The organism is Ornithinicoccus sp. (genome assembly GCF_057176825.1).
On the sequence record NZ_CM169976.1, the window covers coordinates 3,477,503 to 3,492,479 of the forward strand.

The 14,977-nt window shown below is 72.4% G+C and carries 15 protein-coding genes and 1 riboswitch; of the genes, 6 read left to right on the plus strand and 9 right to left on the minus strand.

Translation table 11 applies throughout. The features are described 5' to 3' along the window. Positions 1–37: 37 nt before the first annotated feature. The 4 genes from AC1QRC_RS17360 to AC1QRC_RS17375 all read right to left on the minus strand — a co-directional run bounded on the left by AC1QRC_RS17360 (position 38) and on the right by AC1QRC_RS17375 (position 4,190). Positions 38–781, minus strand: a complete 744-nt coding sequence (locus tag AC1QRC_RS17360; RefSeq protein WP_484204494.1) for a GntR family transcriptional regulator — start codon at positions 779–781, stop codon at positions 38–40. Between the two features lie 23 nt (positions 782–804). After that, a complete protein-coding gene (locus AC1QRC_RS17365; protein ID WP_484204495.1) occupies positions 805–2,478 on the minus strand; it encodes a PH domain-containing protein in 1,674 nt (557 codons plus the stop codon). Positions 2,479–2,582: 104 nt separating this feature from the next. Further along, the gene (locus AC1QRC_RS17370; protein ID WP_484204496.1) at positions 2,583–3,128 is read right to left on the minus strand and encodes a PH domain-containing protein; all 546 of its coding nucleotides are present in this window, start codon (positions 3,126–3,128) and stop codon (positions 2,583–2,585) included. A gap of 57 nt (positions 3,129–3,185) precedes the next feature. Beyond that, positions 3,186–4,190, minus strand: coding sequence for an ornithine carbamoyltransferase (locus tag AC1QRC_RS17375; protein WP_484204497.1), 1,005 nt, complete (start codon positions 4,188–4,190; stop codon positions 3,186–3,188). A 168-nt stretch (positions 4,191–4,358) separates the two neighbouring features. On the opposite strand from AC1QRC_RS17375, the gene AC1QRC_RS17380 reads away from it, so the two are divergent. The 5 genes from AC1QRC_RS17380 to AC1QRC_RS17400 are packed head-to-tail and all read left to right on the plus strand — an operon-like array spanning position 4,359 to position 9,047. Further along, on the plus strand, positions 4,359–5,495 hold the full coding sequence (locus AC1QRC_RS17380) for an acyl-CoA dehydrogenase family protein (protein ID WP_484204498.1): 1,137 nt from the start codon (positions 4,359–4,361) through the stop codon (positions 5,493–5,495). Next, complete coding sequence (locus AC1QRC_RS17385; RefSeq protein WP_484204499.1) at positions 5,492–6,592, plus strand: enoyl-CoA hydratase/isomerase family protein; 1,101 nt, start codon at positions 5,492–5,494, stop codon at positions 6,590–6,592. The genes AC1QRC_RS17380 and AC1QRC_RS17385 overlap by 4 nt, the downstream gene beginning before the upstream one ends. 8 nt (positions 6,593–6,600) lie before the next feature. Further along, positions 6,601–7,527, plus strand: coding sequence for a 3-hydroxyisobutyrate dehydrogenase (gene mmsB / locus AC1QRC_RS17390; RefSeq protein WP_484204500.1), 927 nt, complete (start codon positions 6,601–6,603; stop codon positions 7,525–7,527). Next, on the plus strand, positions 7,524–8,300 hold the full coding sequence (locus tag AC1QRC_RS17395) for an enoyl-CoA hydratase (RefSeq protein ID WP_484204501.1): 777 nt from the start codon (positions 7,524–7,526) through the stop codon (positions 8,298–8,300). Before mmsB ends, AC1QRC_RS17395 begins: the two co-directional genes overlap by 4 nt. Positions 8,301–8,327: 27 nt before the next feature. After that, the gene (locus AC1QRC_RS17400; protein WP_484204502.1) at positions 8,328–9,047 is read left to right on the plus strand and encodes a hypothetical protein; all 720 of its coding nucleotides are present in this window, start codon (positions 8,328–8,330) and stop codon (positions 9,045–9,047) included. Here the strand turns inward: AC1QRC_RS17400 and AC1QRC_RS17405 are convergent. Together AC1QRC_RS17405 and mgtE are read right to left on the minus strand one after the other, a co-directional pair. After that, positions 9,037–9,678, minus strand: a complete 642-nt coding sequence (locus tag AC1QRC_RS17405) for a maleylpyruvate isomerase family mycothiol-dependent enzyme (protein WP_484204503.1) — start codon at positions 9,676–9,678, stop codon at positions 9,037–9,039. The two genes, AC1QRC_RS17400 and AC1QRC_RS17405, sit on opposite strands and share 11 nt — an antisense overlap. A gap of 67 nt (positions 9,679–9,745) precedes the next feature. Beyond that, a complete protein-coding gene (mgtE, locus tag AC1QRC_RS17410) occupies positions 9,746–11,083 on the minus strand; it encodes a magnesium transporter (protein ID WP_484204504.1) in 1,338 nt (445 codons plus the stop codon). Positions 11,084–11,222: 139 nt separating this feature from the next. Between mgtE and AC1QRC_RS17415 the strand changes: the two genes are divergently transcribed. Then, positions 11,223–11,762, plus strand: a complete 540-nt coding sequence (locus tag AC1QRC_RS17415) for a sugar O-acetyltransferase (RefSeq protein ID WP_484206678.1) — start codon at positions 11,223–11,225, stop codon at positions 11,760–11,762. Here AC1QRC_RS17415 and AC1QRC_RS17420 read toward each other — a convergent pair. From AC1QRC_RS17420 to thiM, 3 genes are all read right to left on the minus strand, one after another. Further along, entirely contained in the window at positions 11,757–13,316 is a 1,560-nt protein-coding gene (locus AC1QRC_RS17420) for a bifunctional hydroxymethylpyrimidine kinase/phosphomethylpyrimidine kinase (RefSeq protein ID WP_484204505.1), read from the minus strand. The two genes, AC1QRC_RS17415 and AC1QRC_RS17420, sit on opposite strands and share 6 nt — an antisense overlap. Further along, positions 13,313–13,981 (minus strand): thiamine phosphate synthase, encoded by a 669-nt coding sequence (gene thiE / locus AC1QRC_RS17425; protein ID WP_484204506.1) that lies wholly within the window; start codon positions 13,979–13,981, stop codon positions 13,313–13,315. The genes AC1QRC_RS17420 and thiE overlap by 4 nt, the downstream gene beginning before the upstream one ends. Continuing rightward, the gene (gene thiM, locus AC1QRC_RS17430) at positions 13,978–14,787 is read right to left on the minus strand and encodes a hydroxyethylthiazole kinase (protein WP_484204507.1); all 810 of its coding nucleotides are present in this window, start codon (positions 14,785–14,787) and stop codon (positions 13,978–13,980) included. Before thiM ends, thiE begins: the two co-directional genes overlap by 4 nt. Continuing rightward, positions 14,779–14,872: riboswitch (TPP riboswitch) on the minus strand. It overlaps the preceding gene by 9 nt. Positions 14,873–14,977 lie beyond the last annotated feature (105 nt).

Genomic DNA, 14,977 nt, shown 5'->3' on the forward strand with positions numbered 1-14,977 from the left:
GTGTGATCCTCTCGTCGCACTGGCGTCGACCAGTGGGCTACGTTCCGGCACCCCGTGGTGGGGCGCCGAGCGGTTCTGGATAGATCTGGGCAACGATCCGGTAGCGGTCCCCCCGGTAGAGCGACCGGACGAACTCCCCCACCCGGCCGCCGCTCACCCGGGAGGTCCGTTCGAAGCGGAACGCGGGTGTCCCCTCAGCGACCTCGAGCAACTCGGCCTCGACACCGGCCACCACCGCGGGCTCGATCACCTGCTGTCCGGTCTTGATGTGCAGGCGGTACCGCTCCCCGAGCAGGGCGTAGAAGGAGGCGTGCTCCAGGTCGGCGCCGGTCAGGCCCGGCACCAGGTCGCCCGGCACGTAGAGGTCCTCCAGGGCCATCGGCACATCGTCGGCCAGCCGGAGCCGACGCACGTGCAGCACGGCGGCGTTGGGCTCGATCTCGAGCAGCGCGGCCAGCGACAGGTCCGCGGGCAGGCGGCGGGAGAGCACCGTGCGGCTGTCGGGTCGCAACCCCCGGGCCCGCATGTCGTCGGAGAAGGAGGTGGCGGTCAACGGTGTCGCCACCGAGGACGGGGCCACGAAGGTCCCTGCCCCGGGTTTGCGGACCAGCCGCCGCTCGGAGACCAACAGATCCGTCGCCCGCCGCAGCGTCATCCGGGCGACCTCGAACTCCTTCGCGAGCTCCCGCTCCGCCGGGAGCGCCTCCCCCGGCAGCATCGTCTCGATGCGCGCGAGCAACCGGTCCCGGACGAGCGCGTGCTTGGTGGACGCGACGGACATAGACCATTGGTACACCCATTGGCCTAGTTCGCGCCAGACCCCCCGGTGTCCCCCGGTGTGTCGGACCCGGCCGCGAACTGGGTGAGCAGCCCGGGTGTCGCGGAGTCCGCGAGACGCACGGCCATCTCCAGCGGCAGGTCCTTCACCTCGACGACCTCGGGGCCCGCCGCGGTGGTCGCGAGCAGGGTGGCCAGTCCCCTGCGGCGCTGGAAGAAGCTCTGCTGGACCACCCAGCCGATGATGCCCTCGCGCTCCAGGGCGTGCCGCTGCCGCACCAGGGCACCGTTGCCGCTGACCAGGTAGCGGGGGGTCAGCTCGTGCCCGAGGTTGCGGTAGTTCTCATAGCCCGCCCACAGCCCGAGCAGGGCGAAGACCACGCCGACCAGGACCGGCACCCAGGCGGACCAGTCCAGCAGGTGGGTGGCCACCATCGCCACACCGACGAAGACCGGGGTGTCCCACTGGGCGCGGACGTACTGTCGCGTGCGGGACTGCGGACCGTGCTGGCGCAGCCTCAGGGTGAGGGGCGTGTCCTCCTCCAGCACGGTGTGCCCCACCTGCTGCGCGACGGACCGCGGCGACGGCGGCAGGATCTTGCTCGTGCCGCCGGATCCCACACCGGTCGCCATGGTGAACAGCTCCGCTCCCCGGACCATCCGCAGCAGCAGCACCTCGCTCATCCGCACCCCGCGGACCTTGGCCTCCTCCACGGTGGTGGCCTTCGTGGTCAACAGCCCGCGGGTCACCCGCAGGGTGCCGCCGGGCTCCCGGACCACCCGCAGGTTCCACCACTGGATCACGTAGTTCACGGTGGACAACAGCACCCAGGCGATGAGGAGGATCAGGGTCACCGTCCCGACCACCACCACGAGGGCCTGCGCGGCCACCCGCTCCCAGGCCCCCTCGACGACGGACAGGTCGATGTCGATGTCGCCGATGTACTGGGAGGTGACACCGAAGACGGCGGCCACGATGGCCAGGCTGGAGAGACTGAATGGTGCGAACCGCAACCAGGACCAGTCGATCCGGGCGAGCTCCACCTCGTCCGGGTCCATCCCGTCGAGGGCGCCCTCCCCGGTGCCTTCCCGGGCGCCCGGCCCCGCACCCGCGCCGCTGTCGTCGACGGTCCCGGTGCTGCCGACGCCCACCGGGCGTCCGGGGGTGGGGACCACCTCACTGCGGCGCAGCAGGTAGCGGCGCAGCTCGGCGGCCTCGTCCTTGCCGAGCGCGTCCAGCTCGATCTGGGTGTCGTCCACCCCGGTGCCCACCTTGACCCTGGTCAGCCCGAGGATCCGGTGCAGCGGGCTGGCCTCCAGGTCGACGCTGCGCACGCGGTCCAGTGGGGCGGTCAGCACGTTGCGGCTGATCAGCCCCCGGCGCACCTGCAGCTGGGTGTCGGTGAAGCGGTACCGCGTGGCGATCCACGGCACCATGCCGAAGAGCAGGGCGGCCACCGCCATGAAGAGCGCGGCCCGGAAGGCCCAGTCGCTGCCGACGCCCCGTCCGACTCCGACCAGGGTGATCACGATCGGCACGGCCAACCCCAGCAGCGTCCGGACCGGCGTGACCAGGAGCATCTTGGGGTTCAGCTGGTGCCAGTCGTCCGTGCGCGCCAGCTCCGGCGGGGGCGGCAACGGGTATGCCGGACCCTCCGGGGGACCGTCGGGCGGCGGCAGGTCCGGTGCTGAGCCGGGCACCGTCGGTTCCGCGGCGGGGGGATCGTGTCGCGGCCCCGTGGGGAGATCGTGCCGGGGCCCCGTGGGGGGAGGCAGGTGCTCGGGTCCCGGGTCAGGGCCCTGGGTCACGTCGCGTCACCCTCGATCTGACCGGTGATCTCGGTCAGCTCCGCCACCACCTTCTCGGCCAGGTCCCGGTCCAGCCCCACGATGCTGATCGGTCCCGCCGCGGAGGCGGTGGTCACCGTGATCGAGGCGAGTCGGAACGCCCGCATCAGCGGCCCCTGCGTGGAGTCGACCGTTTGGACCCGCGACAGGGGCGCGATCCGCTGCTCCCGGCTGACCCACCCCGTCCGGGTGTAGATCGCCGTCGGGCTGACCTCCCAACGGTGCACGGCGAAGCGGTAGCGCGGCTTGACCAGGATGTCGACGACGGCGATGGCGCCGAACAGGACGAGCACGGCGGTGGCCCACCACCACCTCTCGGGCAGCGCGAAGAAGTACACGGCCAGCAGGATCCCCAGCAGCACGGTCTGGGTGATCAGCGCCTCGGTCGTCCAGTAGGCGATGGCCCGCGGTGAGACCTTGTGCTCGGGGTCCCGCAACTGGGACACCTCGACGCGCGACACCGGTGCCTCGGTCGGGCGCTCCTCCAGATCCCCCTCAGCCATGACCCAAGCCTCTCACGCGGGCGCGGGGCGCTCGTCGGCCCCGGTGGACGGCCGGGGTCACCGGAGGCTGGCGACGAGCAGCGCCTTGATCGTGTGCAACCGGTTCTCCGCCTGGTCGAAGACGATGCTGGCCCGCGACTCGAAGACCTCGTCGGTGACCTCGACCCCGTCGCCCAGGTGCGGGTACTGCTCGACCAGTTCTCGCCCCACGTCGGTGTCGGTGTCGTGGAAGGCCGGCAGGCAGTGCATGAACTTGGCCTGCGGGTTCTGCGTGGCGGCCATCAGGTCCGCGTTCACCTGGTAGGGCAGCAGCACCCCGATGCGCTCCCCCCACGCCTCCACCGGCTCGCCCATCGAGACCCAGACGTCGGTGTGCACGAAGTCCACGCCGGTCACGGCCTCCACCGGGTCCTCGGTCAGGGTGAGCCGGGCGCCGGTCTGGGCGGCTACCTCGCGGCAGGCGGCGACCAAGTCCTCCTCCGGCTGCAGTGCCGCCGGCGCCCCGATCCGCACGTCCATCCCCAGCTTGGCCCCGATGAGCAGCAGCGAGTTGCCCATGTTGTTGCGGGCGTCGCCGAGGTAGGCGTAGGAGATCTCGTGCAGCGGTTTGGTGGTGTGCTCGGTCATGGTGAGCACGTCGGCGAGCATCTGGGTGGGGTGCCAGTCGTCGGTGAGCCCGTTGTACACCGGCACGCCGGAGAACTCGGCCAGCTGCTCCACCACCTCCTGGGCGGAGCCGCGGTACTCGATCGCGTCGAACATCCGGCCCAGCACCCGTGCGGTGTCCTTGATGGACTCCTTGTGCCCGATCTGGGTGGACTTCGGGTCCAGGAACGTGGTGTGCGCCCCCTGGTCGGCCGCGGCCACCTCGAAGGCGCAGCGGGTGCGGGTCGAGGTCTTCTCGAAGACGAGGGCGATCGAGCGGCCCGTGAGGAGGGGACGCTCGGTGCCGGCCCGCTTGGCCTGCTTCAGCTCCCCCGCCAGGTCCAGCAGGTGCCGGATCTCCGCCGGCGAGTGGTGCTGGAGCGACAGCAGGCTGCGCCCTCGCAGGTTGACGGCCATGGGGCCTCCTCGGTGAGCGGTCGTCCGTGCCTACGGTCGCGCGGACGGAGTGCGGGTGGGTGCGCCACCCAGGGTAGGGCCCCGGGCCCCGATCCGGTGCGCCGGTCGCTACCCTCGGACCCACCGGCCACTCCCGCCGGAGCCGACACGACACAGCGAGGTGACCCCGTGGACCCCGAGGAGCTCGAGGCGATGGTCGAGGCGGTGCGTGACTTCGCCCAGGGCGAGTTCGCGCCGCACGCCGTCCAGTGGGACCAGGACAAACACTTCCCCGTGGAGGCGTTGCACCGCGCCGGCTCACTGGGGCTGGGCGGCATCTACACCCAGGAGGACGTCGGGGGCTCCGGGTTGGACCGTGCGGCCGCAGTCCGGATCTTTGAGGAGCTGGCCCGGGCCGACCCGACGATCGCGGCCTACATCTCCATCCACAACATGGCGACCTGGATGATCGATGCCTTCGCCGACGACGCGCAGCGGCAGCAGTGGGTCCCGACGCTGGCCTCGATGGAGACGCTGGCCAGCTACTGCCTCACCGAGCCCGATGCAGGCTCGGACGCTGCCGCGCTGCGCACCACGGCCCGCCGCGACGGTGACGACTACGTGCTCAACGGGGTCAAGCAGTTCATCTCCGGCGCCGGCACCTCCGGCGTGTACGTCGTCATGGCACGCACCGGGGAGCCAGGCCCCAAGGGGATCAGCGCCTTCATCGTCCCGGGCGACGCGGCCGGGCTGAGCTTCGGCGCCAACGAGCGCAAGATGGGGTGGAACGCCCAGCCCACCCGGCAGGTGATCATGGACCAGGTCCGGGTCCCCGCCTCGCAGCTCATCGGGACCGAGGGGCAGGGCTTCTCGATCGCGATGAAGGGGCTGAACGGCGGTCGCCTCAACATCGCCGCCTGCTCCCTGGGCGGGGCCCAGTGGGCCTACGAGCAGGCGATCGACTATCTGAAGACCCGCAAGGCCTTCGGGGCCCCGCTGATCACCCAGCAGGCCCTGGTCTTCCAGCTCGCCGACATGGGCACCGACCTGGAGGCCTCCCGGCTGCTGCTGCACCGGGCCGCCGACGCGCTGGACGCCGGCGACAAGGACGCGGTCCGGCTCTGCGCGATGGCCAAGAAGTTCGTCACCGACGCCTGCTTCGAGGTCGCCAACCGGGCGCTGCAGATGCATGGTGGATACGGCTACCTGTCCGAGTACGGCGTGGAGAAGGTGGTCCGCGATCTGCGGGTGCACCAGATCCTGGAAGGGACCAACGAGGTCATGCGGGTCATCATCGGCCGGTCCATCGTGGAGGCGGGCCGGTGAGCGCCGAGCAGCTGGCACCGGCGGAGCAGCCGGTCCTCTTCTCCACCACCGGGCACCTGGGGCACATCGAGCTGAACCGCCCGCGGGCCATCAACGCCCTGACCCACGAGATGGTCGGCCTGATCCGGGAGCAGTTGGACGCCTGGGCCACCGACGACGCGGTGCAGACGGTGCTGCTCACCGGTCGCGGCGACCGGGGCCTGTGCGCCGGCGGTGACATCGTCTCGCTCTACCAGGACGCCGTCTCCGGCGACGGGCAGTCCTCGGCACAGTTCTGGCACGACGAGTACCACCTGAACGCCCGCATCGCCGAGTACCCCAAGCCGTTCGTGGCCCTCATGGACGGCATCGTGCTCGGCGGCGGCATCGGGCTCTCGGCGCACTCCCGGATCCGGGTGGTCACCGAACGGTCCTCGATCGGTATGCCGGAGACCGGCATCGGCTTCATCCCGGACGTCGGTGGGACCTGGCTGCTCTCGCGGGCGCCGGGTCAGCTCGGCACGCACCTCGGCCTCACGGCGGGCTCGGTCGGGCCGGGTGACGCCCTGCTCGTGGGCCTCGCCGACCACTACGTCCCCTCCGACCGGCTGCCCGACCTGGTGTCCGCCCTGGCGACCGAGGACCCGGCTGAGGCGGTCGCCCGCCTCAGCGAGCCGGCGCCGGAGGCGCCCCTGGAGGCCGACCGCGGGTGGATCGACGCCGCCTACGCCCACGACACCGCCCCCGAGATCGTCGCGGCCCTGCGCGAGTGCCCCGAGGACGCAGCCGGGAAGGCCGCCGAGCGGATCTCGCGCAAGTCCCCGACGTCGGTCACGCTGACGCTGGAGGCGCTGCGCCGGGCGGCCACCCTGCCGGGGCTGCGCGAGGCGCTCGACACCGAGTTCCGCCTGGCGCTGCGGATCTTCGCCGGCCCGGACTTCCGCGAGGGCGTGCGGGCCCAGGTCATCGATAAGGACCGCAACCCCGCCTGGTCCCCCGCCACCCTGGAGGAGGTCGACCCCGGGACGGTCGCCCGTGCCTTCGCCCCATTCACCGACCGCCCCGAGCTCGGTCTCGGCGGCTCCCCCACCAGCCCTGCCCCCACGACACAGGAGTGAGCAGCACCATGAGCAAGGTCATCGCGTTCCTCGGACTCGGCAACATGGGCGGCCCGATGGCCGTCAACCTCCTCCGGGACGGGCACACCGTGCACGGATTCGACCCGGTCGAGGCGGCCCAGACCCACGCCCGGGAGCACGGCGTCGACGTGCGCCCCACCGCGGCCGAGGCCGTCGCGGGCGCCGAGGTCATCATCACCATGCTGCCCAGCGGCCAGCACGTGCTCGACGCCTACCGCGGCACCGACGAGTCGCCCGGCCTGCTCGCGCTGGCCGACCCCGGCACCCTGTTCATCGACTCCTCCACCATCGCCGTGGCCGACGCTCGCGAGGCCGCCCGGCTGGCGGACGAGGCGGGGCACCGGACCATCGACGCGCCGGTGTCCGGCGGGGTCGTCGGCGCCGAGGCCGGCACCCTGGCCTTCATGGTCGGCGCCTCGGAGGAGAACTTCGCGGCCGCCCAGCCGGTGCTCGAGCCGATGGCCAAGCGGATCGTGCACTGCGGCGAGGCCGGCGCCGGCCAGGCCGCCAAGGTGTGCAACAACCTCATCCTGGCGATCTCGATGATCGGGGTGAGCGAGGCCTTCGTGCTCGGCGAGCAGCTCGGGCTGACCCACGAGGCGCTGTTCGACGTCACCTCCAACGCCACGGCCACCTGCTGGGCGCTGAACACCAACTGCCCCGTCCCGGGCCCGGTGCCCACCAGCCCGGCCAACCGGGACTTCACCGGCGGATTCGCCAGCGCGCTGATGGCCAAGGACCTGGGGCTGGCGATGCACGCGGTCGAGCAGACCGGCACCGAATCCCGGCTCGGGTCGATGGCGGCGCAGATCTACCGGGCCTGGGCCGACGGTGACGCCGCCCGCCTGGACTTCTCCTCGATCATCAACGAGATCCGCGAGCACTCCGGTGCGGCGGACGGGGGTGCCGCGTGACGACATACGAGCACATCCTGGTGACCCGCGAGGACCGGGTCGGCATCATCACGCTGAACCGGCCCAAGGCCCTCAACGCGCTCAACAACGCGCTCATGCTCGAGGTCGTCACGGCGGCTCAGGAGATGGATGCCGACCGGGGCGTCGGGGCAATCCTGGTGACCGGGTCGGAGAGGGCCTTCGCCGCCGGGGCAGACATCAAGGAGATGCAGTCCCGGAGCTACCAGGACGTCTACCTGTCCGACTGGTTCGGCCCCTGGGACTCGCTCGCCCAGGTGCGCACGCCCCTGGTGGCCGCAGTGTCGGGCTACGCACTGGGCGGCGGCTGCGAGCTCGCGATGCTGTGCGACGTGCTCCTCGCCTCGGAGACCGCGAAGTTCGGCCAGCCGGAGATCAGCCTGGGGGTGATCCCGGGCATCGGCGGCTCGCAGCGCCTGACCCGCGCCGTCGGCAAGGCCAAGGCGATGGACCTGGTGCTGACCGGCCGCACCATCGGCGCCGAGGAAGCCGACCGTGCCGGGCTGGTGTCCCGGGTCCTGCCGGCCGAGGGCTTCCTGGAGGAGGCGAAGGCGGTCGCGGCGACCATCGCCGGGATGTCGCTGCCCGCGACCTACGCGGCGAAGGAGGCGGTGAACCGCGCGTTCGAGACCACGCTGTCCGAGGGTGTCCGGTTCGAGCGGCGCACCTTCCACGCGACGTTCGCCACCGAGGACCGCACCGAGGGGATGACAGCCTTCGTGGAGAAGCGCCCGCCGCAGTGGCGGCACGGCTGACCACGCCCCCACCCCGGGCCGACCGCGATGCGCATCCTCCTGGTCCACCCTCCGGCGCTCTCGCCGGTGGTCTGGCGTCCGCTGCAGGACGTGCTGGCGTCCGCCGGTCACGACGTCGCGGTCCCGGACTACACCGCTGAGTTGACGGTCGCGGCCTCCTGGTGGCGGCGCGCCACCCGGGAGTGCGTGCGCGCCGTCGACGAGCTGGTCGACGCCCCGCCCGTGCGGGAGGGCGCACGCGACTACGCCGCCACCGGTCCCGGGCCGGACCTGCTGGTCGGCTACTCCGGCTCCGGGGTGCTGCTCTCCCCGGTGGCCGCGGCCCGCCCGCCGGCCCGCGCGGTCTTCCTGGACGCCGTGCTCCCCGCCGAATCCGGGGAGTCCGCCCCCTCCGAGGCGGTCCGTGCCTTCGCCGCCCGGCTGCGCACCGAGCACGGCGGGCCGCGGCTGCCGCGGTGGACCCGGTGGTGGCCGGCCGACGACCTCGCGGCGCTGCTGCCGGATGAGTCGCTGCGCGAGGAGCTCGACACCACCAGCCCCGAGCTCCCCGGTGACTTCTACGACGAGCCGGTGGGGGTCTCACCCGGGTGGGAACCCGCCGGCGTGGACTACGTGCAGCTCAGCGACGCGTATGCCGAGGAGGCGGCGGCCGCGGCCGACCGCGGCTGGGTCGTGCACCAGCTACCCTCGGACCACCTGGGGGTCATGACGCGCCCGGAGCAGGTCGCGGGGCTGCTCACCGGGTGAATCGCCCGGCCTCCGGTCCGGCGAGGCGTCCGGGCGGCGCACCCCTGCCACAGATCACCAGGAGCAGGTCCTGTGCCGCCCCGCTGACCTCGGACCCCGTGCCGAGGGACCAGTCGAGGTCACGGGCCACCAGGCGCACGCCGGTCAGGTCGACCCCGAAGTAGCGCACGTCCTTGGGCCGGGTCCCCGCGAGCACCATCGCGAGCCGCTCGAGCGGCACCCGCCGCCCGGTGCCCAGGCCCTCGGTGATGTCGAGCCCGTGGATGGTGTCGTGCGACAGGGCGCCCACCAGGCCACCTCCTGGGGGCTTCCAGGGATGCCCGATGTTCTCGACCACGCACGCGGTCAGTTGCTCCGGGGTCAGCACTGCCGCGTCCCTGCGCGCAGCGCGGTCCGCCATCCGCTGGAAGTTGCCACGGGCCCGGACCATGCCCGCGATGACCTGGGGCAGCGAGTAACGGTAGGCCATGGTGATGTGGGCGACGACCTCCCGCACCCGCCAGCCGTCGCAGAGGGTGGGCGCATCCCACCCCTCCGGCGGCAGGTCGGTCAGCAGGTCGGCGAGGGCGCGGCGCTCCTGCCGGGTGGCCTCCCGCACCTGCTCGTCGGTCGGGTCGGGCGTGGCGCTCATCGGCTCCTCCGGGGGTCGGGTGGGCGTGACACAGGTCCTGACCGGGACGGCGCCCCGAATTCACCGGTCAGAGGCCGAGGACCCGCTGGGCGATGGTGAAGTAGATGAGCAGGCCGGCCGCGTCGCAGAAGGTGGAGATGAACGGTGTGGAGAACACGGCCGGGTCCACCCCCATCGCCTTGGCCGCCAGCGGCATCGCCCCGCCCACGGTGGCCGAGAGGGTGCAGACGCTGAGCAGGGTCAGGCCAATCACGGCACCCAGGCCAGGGTCGTAGACGAGGGAAGCCACAGCCCACCCCAGGACCCCCAACAAGGACCCGAGAAGCGCGCCGGTGCGCAGTTCCTTCAGCGCCACCTGTCCCACGTCACGGGGACGGGCCTCGCCCACGGCCATCGCCCGGGTGACGGTGGTCGCGGCCTGGGACCCGGTGTTCCCTCCGATTCCGGTGAGCAGCGGGATAAACAGGGCCAGCGCGACCCGTTGCTCCAGCGTCGCCTCGAAGAGCTCGAGCACGTTCACCGTCAGCACGGCCGATACCCCCAGGACGAGCAACCACACGATCCGCGACCGGGTGATCTGCCGCACCGGGGTGCGCAGGTAGGGCAGCCGCAGCGGTTCGGCGCCCCCCGCCCGTGCCTCGTCCTCGTCGCGGGCCGCCTCCACGATGCGGGTGGCGTCGTCGATGGTGAGCATCCCCAGCAGCCGCTCCTCCCGGTCCAGCACCGGGAACGCCAGCACGCGGCGCTCCACGCACCGGCGGGCTGCTTCCTCAGCGTCCTCGTCGGCATACGCGAACATCGGCGGCGCCATGTGGTCGACCACGAGGTCTCCGCCCGGGGGCAGGAGCAGGCTGCGCAGGCTGACCACCCCGACCAGGCGCCGGCCGTCCTGCACCACGGGGATCGTGTAGATCGTCTCCGAGGCCGCACCGGCCGGACGGACCCGGTCCAGTGCGGTGCCCAGTGTGTCCGTGGGGCGCACGTGCACGAAGTCGGGAGTCATCCGGCGCCCCACAGACCCCTTCGGGTAGCCCAGCACGGCGTCCGTCCGTGCGCGGGCATCCTCGGGGACAGAGCGCATCAGACTGGTCGCCACCGTCGCTGGGAGCTCATCGAGCAGGACGACCCGGTCGTCCGGGTCGAGCCGGGCGAAGACCTCCGCCACCTCCTGCTCGCCCAGTTGGTCGACCAGCTCGCGCTGGGCCGCCGGATCCAACGCCTCGAACACCGCCAGTGCGGCATCCTTCTCCAGCAGCCGGAAGGCGACCGCCTGACGGGGGCCGCCGAGCCGCTCGAGGGTCGCCGCGACCTCCTGGGGGGCGAATCGGGTCAACAGGTCCGCCGTTCCCTCGAGGTCGTCGTCCGCCAACGTCTCGTGGAGGGACTGCAGGAGAGTGTCGTCCATCGGGTCTCCTCGAACTCCAGGATGCCCGGCGGCACTGCCGGTGGGGCGGGAGCCCGGGGCCAGCCTAGCCGTGCACCCGTGACAGCCTTGGGGCGTGACCGACTACTTCGCCGGGGACCCCCGGAGCCACCGGGAGCGGATGCTCGCCGGGGATGAGTACATTGCCGACGACCCCGACCTGGTCCGGGAGGCCCAGCGCGCGGTGCGGTTGCAGAGCTCCTACGCCACGGCATACCCGCAGAATCCGATCGCCGCCCGCACCATCCTGCGCGAACTGCTCGGGGAGGTCGGCGAGGACGTGGAGATCCGGGCGCCGCTGTTCGTCGACTACGGCACCCACATCACGATCGGGGACGGCACCTTCGTCAACTACAACCTGACCGCCCTGGACGTCGCCCCCATCACCATCGGACGGGACTGTCAGATCGGCCCCAACGTGCAGTTGCTCACCCCGACGCACCCGCTCGACCCGGCCCGTCGCCGGGCCAAGATCGAGAGCGCCGCCCCGATCGCCATCGGGGACAACGTGTGGCTGGGCGGCGGCGTCATCGTGCTCGGCGGTGTCACCATCGGGGAGAACAGCGTGATCGGCGCCGGCTCGGTCGTCACCGAGGACATCCCCGCCGACGTCGTCGCCGTCGGCACCCCCGCCCGCGTCGTCAAGCACCTATTTTCATAGCGAGTTTGTCGTCCCACCCCGCCTTTTCGTAGCGGGTTTGTCGCCGCGGACCGCGTCCAACGGCGCGGCGAAGAACTCCCGTTCGTGCTCGCTCGAGCGCACGAACGCCGTGTGCATCCGATCCCGGGTCGCCGGGTCCGCCGCGGCGGCGGCCTCCGTGACGACCTCGATCGCGCGACGGGTGGACTCGGCGAAGGCCTCGTCGGCGTAGGTGTCCAGCCAGGAACGGTAGGGGTGCCCGGGGTGCGAGAGCGGCCGTAACCGGTCACCGACGTCCTGATAGATCCAGAAGCACGGCAGCAGCGCCGCCACCAGCACGGCGTAGTTGCCACCGGCGCCCGCGGCCACCAGGTGGTCCAGGTAGGCCGTGGTCGCCCTGCCCTGCTCCGCGGTGAACATGGTGCCCTCCGGGATCCAGCTCTCGTGCAGTGCGAGCTCGGTGACGATCGCGCCCTCGGCACTGGAGGCCCAGAACGCCTGCTCCTGCGGGGTCGGTGCCAGCCTGCTCGCCTCGGCGAGCATCCGTGCGAACTCGCGCAGATAGATCGCGTCCTGCGCCAGGTACCAGACGAACGGCTCCCGCTCCAGATTCCCCTCCCCCAGGCCCCGGACGAACGGCAGCTCGTCGATCTCGGCCAGGATCGGGGCCACGTCGGCCCACCACCGTCGGGCGACCTCGGCGGGCTGCGGCGCGGTGGCGGTGCCGCCCCGGGCCCACAGCCCGGCGAAGTGGTGGATCGGCCCGTGGCCGGTGCCCACCGCCAGGTCGTCGGCGTGCCGGAGGCTCTCGGTGAGCCACCGCTTCGTCTCGGCGACCGCCGGACCCCATCCATCGGCACCCGCACCGCGCGTCGCCAGGGCGGCGGACAGGGAGCACCCGGTGCCGTGGGTGTTCCGCGTCGAGACGCGCTCCGCGTCGAACTCCTCGATCCCGACCTTTCCGCCCGTGGCGTCCACCAGCGCATCGGGCGCCCGGTCCCCGCCGAGGTGACCACCCTTGGCGAGCACGACCACATCGTGGCGCTCCGAGACGCGCGCCGCCTGGGCCAGCACGGCCGGCCAGTCCTCGGCGACCGGCTCCTCGGCCAGGATCGCCAACTCCGGGATGTTGGGCGTCACCAGGTCGGCCCGGGCGAGCAGCTCCCGCAGCGCCTGCTCGGCATCGGCGTCGAGCAGCCGGTCCCCGCTGGTGGCGACCATGACGGGGTCGAGCACCACCACGGGCGGGCGCACCCGGTCCAACCACCCGCCGACCGCCTCCACGATCTGCGCCGAGCCGAGCATGCCGATCTTCACAGCGTCGATCTCCACGTCGTCGCTGACGGCCTCGAGCTGCTCGAGCAGGAAGGGCACCGGCGGCACGTGCACGGACCGGACGCCATGGGTGTTCTGGGCGACGAGCGCGGTCACCACGCCCATGCCGTAGCCGCCGTTGGCCGCGATGCTCTTGAGGTCCGCCTGGAGACCCGCGCCGCCGGTCGGGTCGGTGCCCGCGATGCTCAACACCCGGGGTATGCCGTGTGCCGGCTGCGGCGTCATCGGCTCGCCCGTCATCGCGCGTCCTCCGACCTTGCGTCGTCCCAGGCCCGGCGCAGTTCGCGCGCGGCGGACTCCGGGTCGGGTGCGGCGCACACCGCCGAGACCACCGCGGCGCCGGCGGCACCCGCCTCGCGCAGGGCGGGGAGGTCCGCCGGCGTCACGCCGCCGATGGCGACGGCGGGCAGTCGGCTCTCGGCGAGCACCGCGGCGAAGCCGGTGAGCCCCAGTGGTTCGGGGGCGTCGTCCTTGGTGGCGGTGGCGTGCAGCGCGCCGATCCCCACGTAGTCCACCCCCGCGGGGTCGAGCGCGGCGCGACGGACCTGCTCCACGGTCCCGGCGCTCAACCCGATGACCGCGTCCGGACCCACCAGGGCGCGGACCGCCCCGGGCGGCATGTCGGACTGGCCCACGTGCACACCGGTGACCCGGGTGTCCGCGGCCCGGGCTGCCAGGAACACGTCGACCCGGTCGTTGACCAGCAACGCCACCTCCGGGGGGAGCACCTCGGCGATCCCGTGCACCAGGTGCAGGAACTCGCGGGCGGTGGCCCGCTTCTCACGGACCTGGATCGCGGTGACGCCACCGGCGACCGCCCGCCGCACCAGGTCGGGCAGCGTGTGCCCGGCCGCGGCCACCTGGGCGGAGTCGGTGACCAGGTAGAGCGACAGGTCGGCCCTCATGAAAGTGCCGCCCGGGCAGCGATGGTGTCCGCGTCCACCTGGGCCAGTACGTCCAGCAGCGCCGGCCCGAAGCTTCCCGGCCCGGTCGAGCGGATCGTGGCCAGCTCGGCCGCCACGGTGTAGACGGTGATCGCCGCCACCGTGGTCGCCAGCCGGTCCTCGTCAACAGCGGCGAAGGCCGCCAGCAGCGCGCCGAGGGCGCAGCCACCCCCGGTGATCCGGGTCAGGGCCGGGTCGCCGTTGTCGATGCGGACGAGGCGCTGCCCGTCGGTGACGGCATCGACCGGGCCCGAGACGGCGACGACCGCGCCCGTCCTCTCCGCCAGGGAGCGCGCTGCGGGGAGGGCTGCGTCCACGCCGTCGGAGGCGTCCACGCCCCGGCCGCCGGCGCCGGTCCCGTCCAGGGCCAGCACCTCCGAGGCGTTGCCGCGCACGACGGTCGGACGGAGGTCGCGCAGTTCGTGGGCGAGCGGGGTCCTGACCGGCAGGGACCCGATCGCGACCGGGTCGAGGACCCAGGGCGTCCCGGCGCCGGTCGCGGCGCTTGCAGCCTCCCGCATCGCGGCCCGCTGCTCCCCCGTCGGCGTGCCGAGGTTGATCAGCAGCCCAGAGGCGATCTCCGCGAACGGGCCAGCTTCGTCGGGGATGTCGACCATGGCGGGTGCCGCGCCGACGGCGAGCAGCACGTTGGCGGTGAAGTTCACCACGACGCTGTTGGTGATGCAGTGGACGAGTGGCTCGCTGCTCCGGACGTGGTCCAGGGCGGCGCAACTGAAGTCGGTCAGGTCCGTGGGGGTACGCAACATGCGTGACATCCCTTCGCTAGTACGAGCTAGATCAGGTTCGGCGGGTGTGATCTCAGCCCCGGCAGGGGCACCCCGTGTCTTGTGCTGGCCAGCACCCTACCTGGTGCCGTCCGGGCCGGAGCCTGGTGGGGCACCGGGTGGCATGGGACGCCTGGCTCGTGGGGACACTTCTCACATCCCCTTGTCGGAC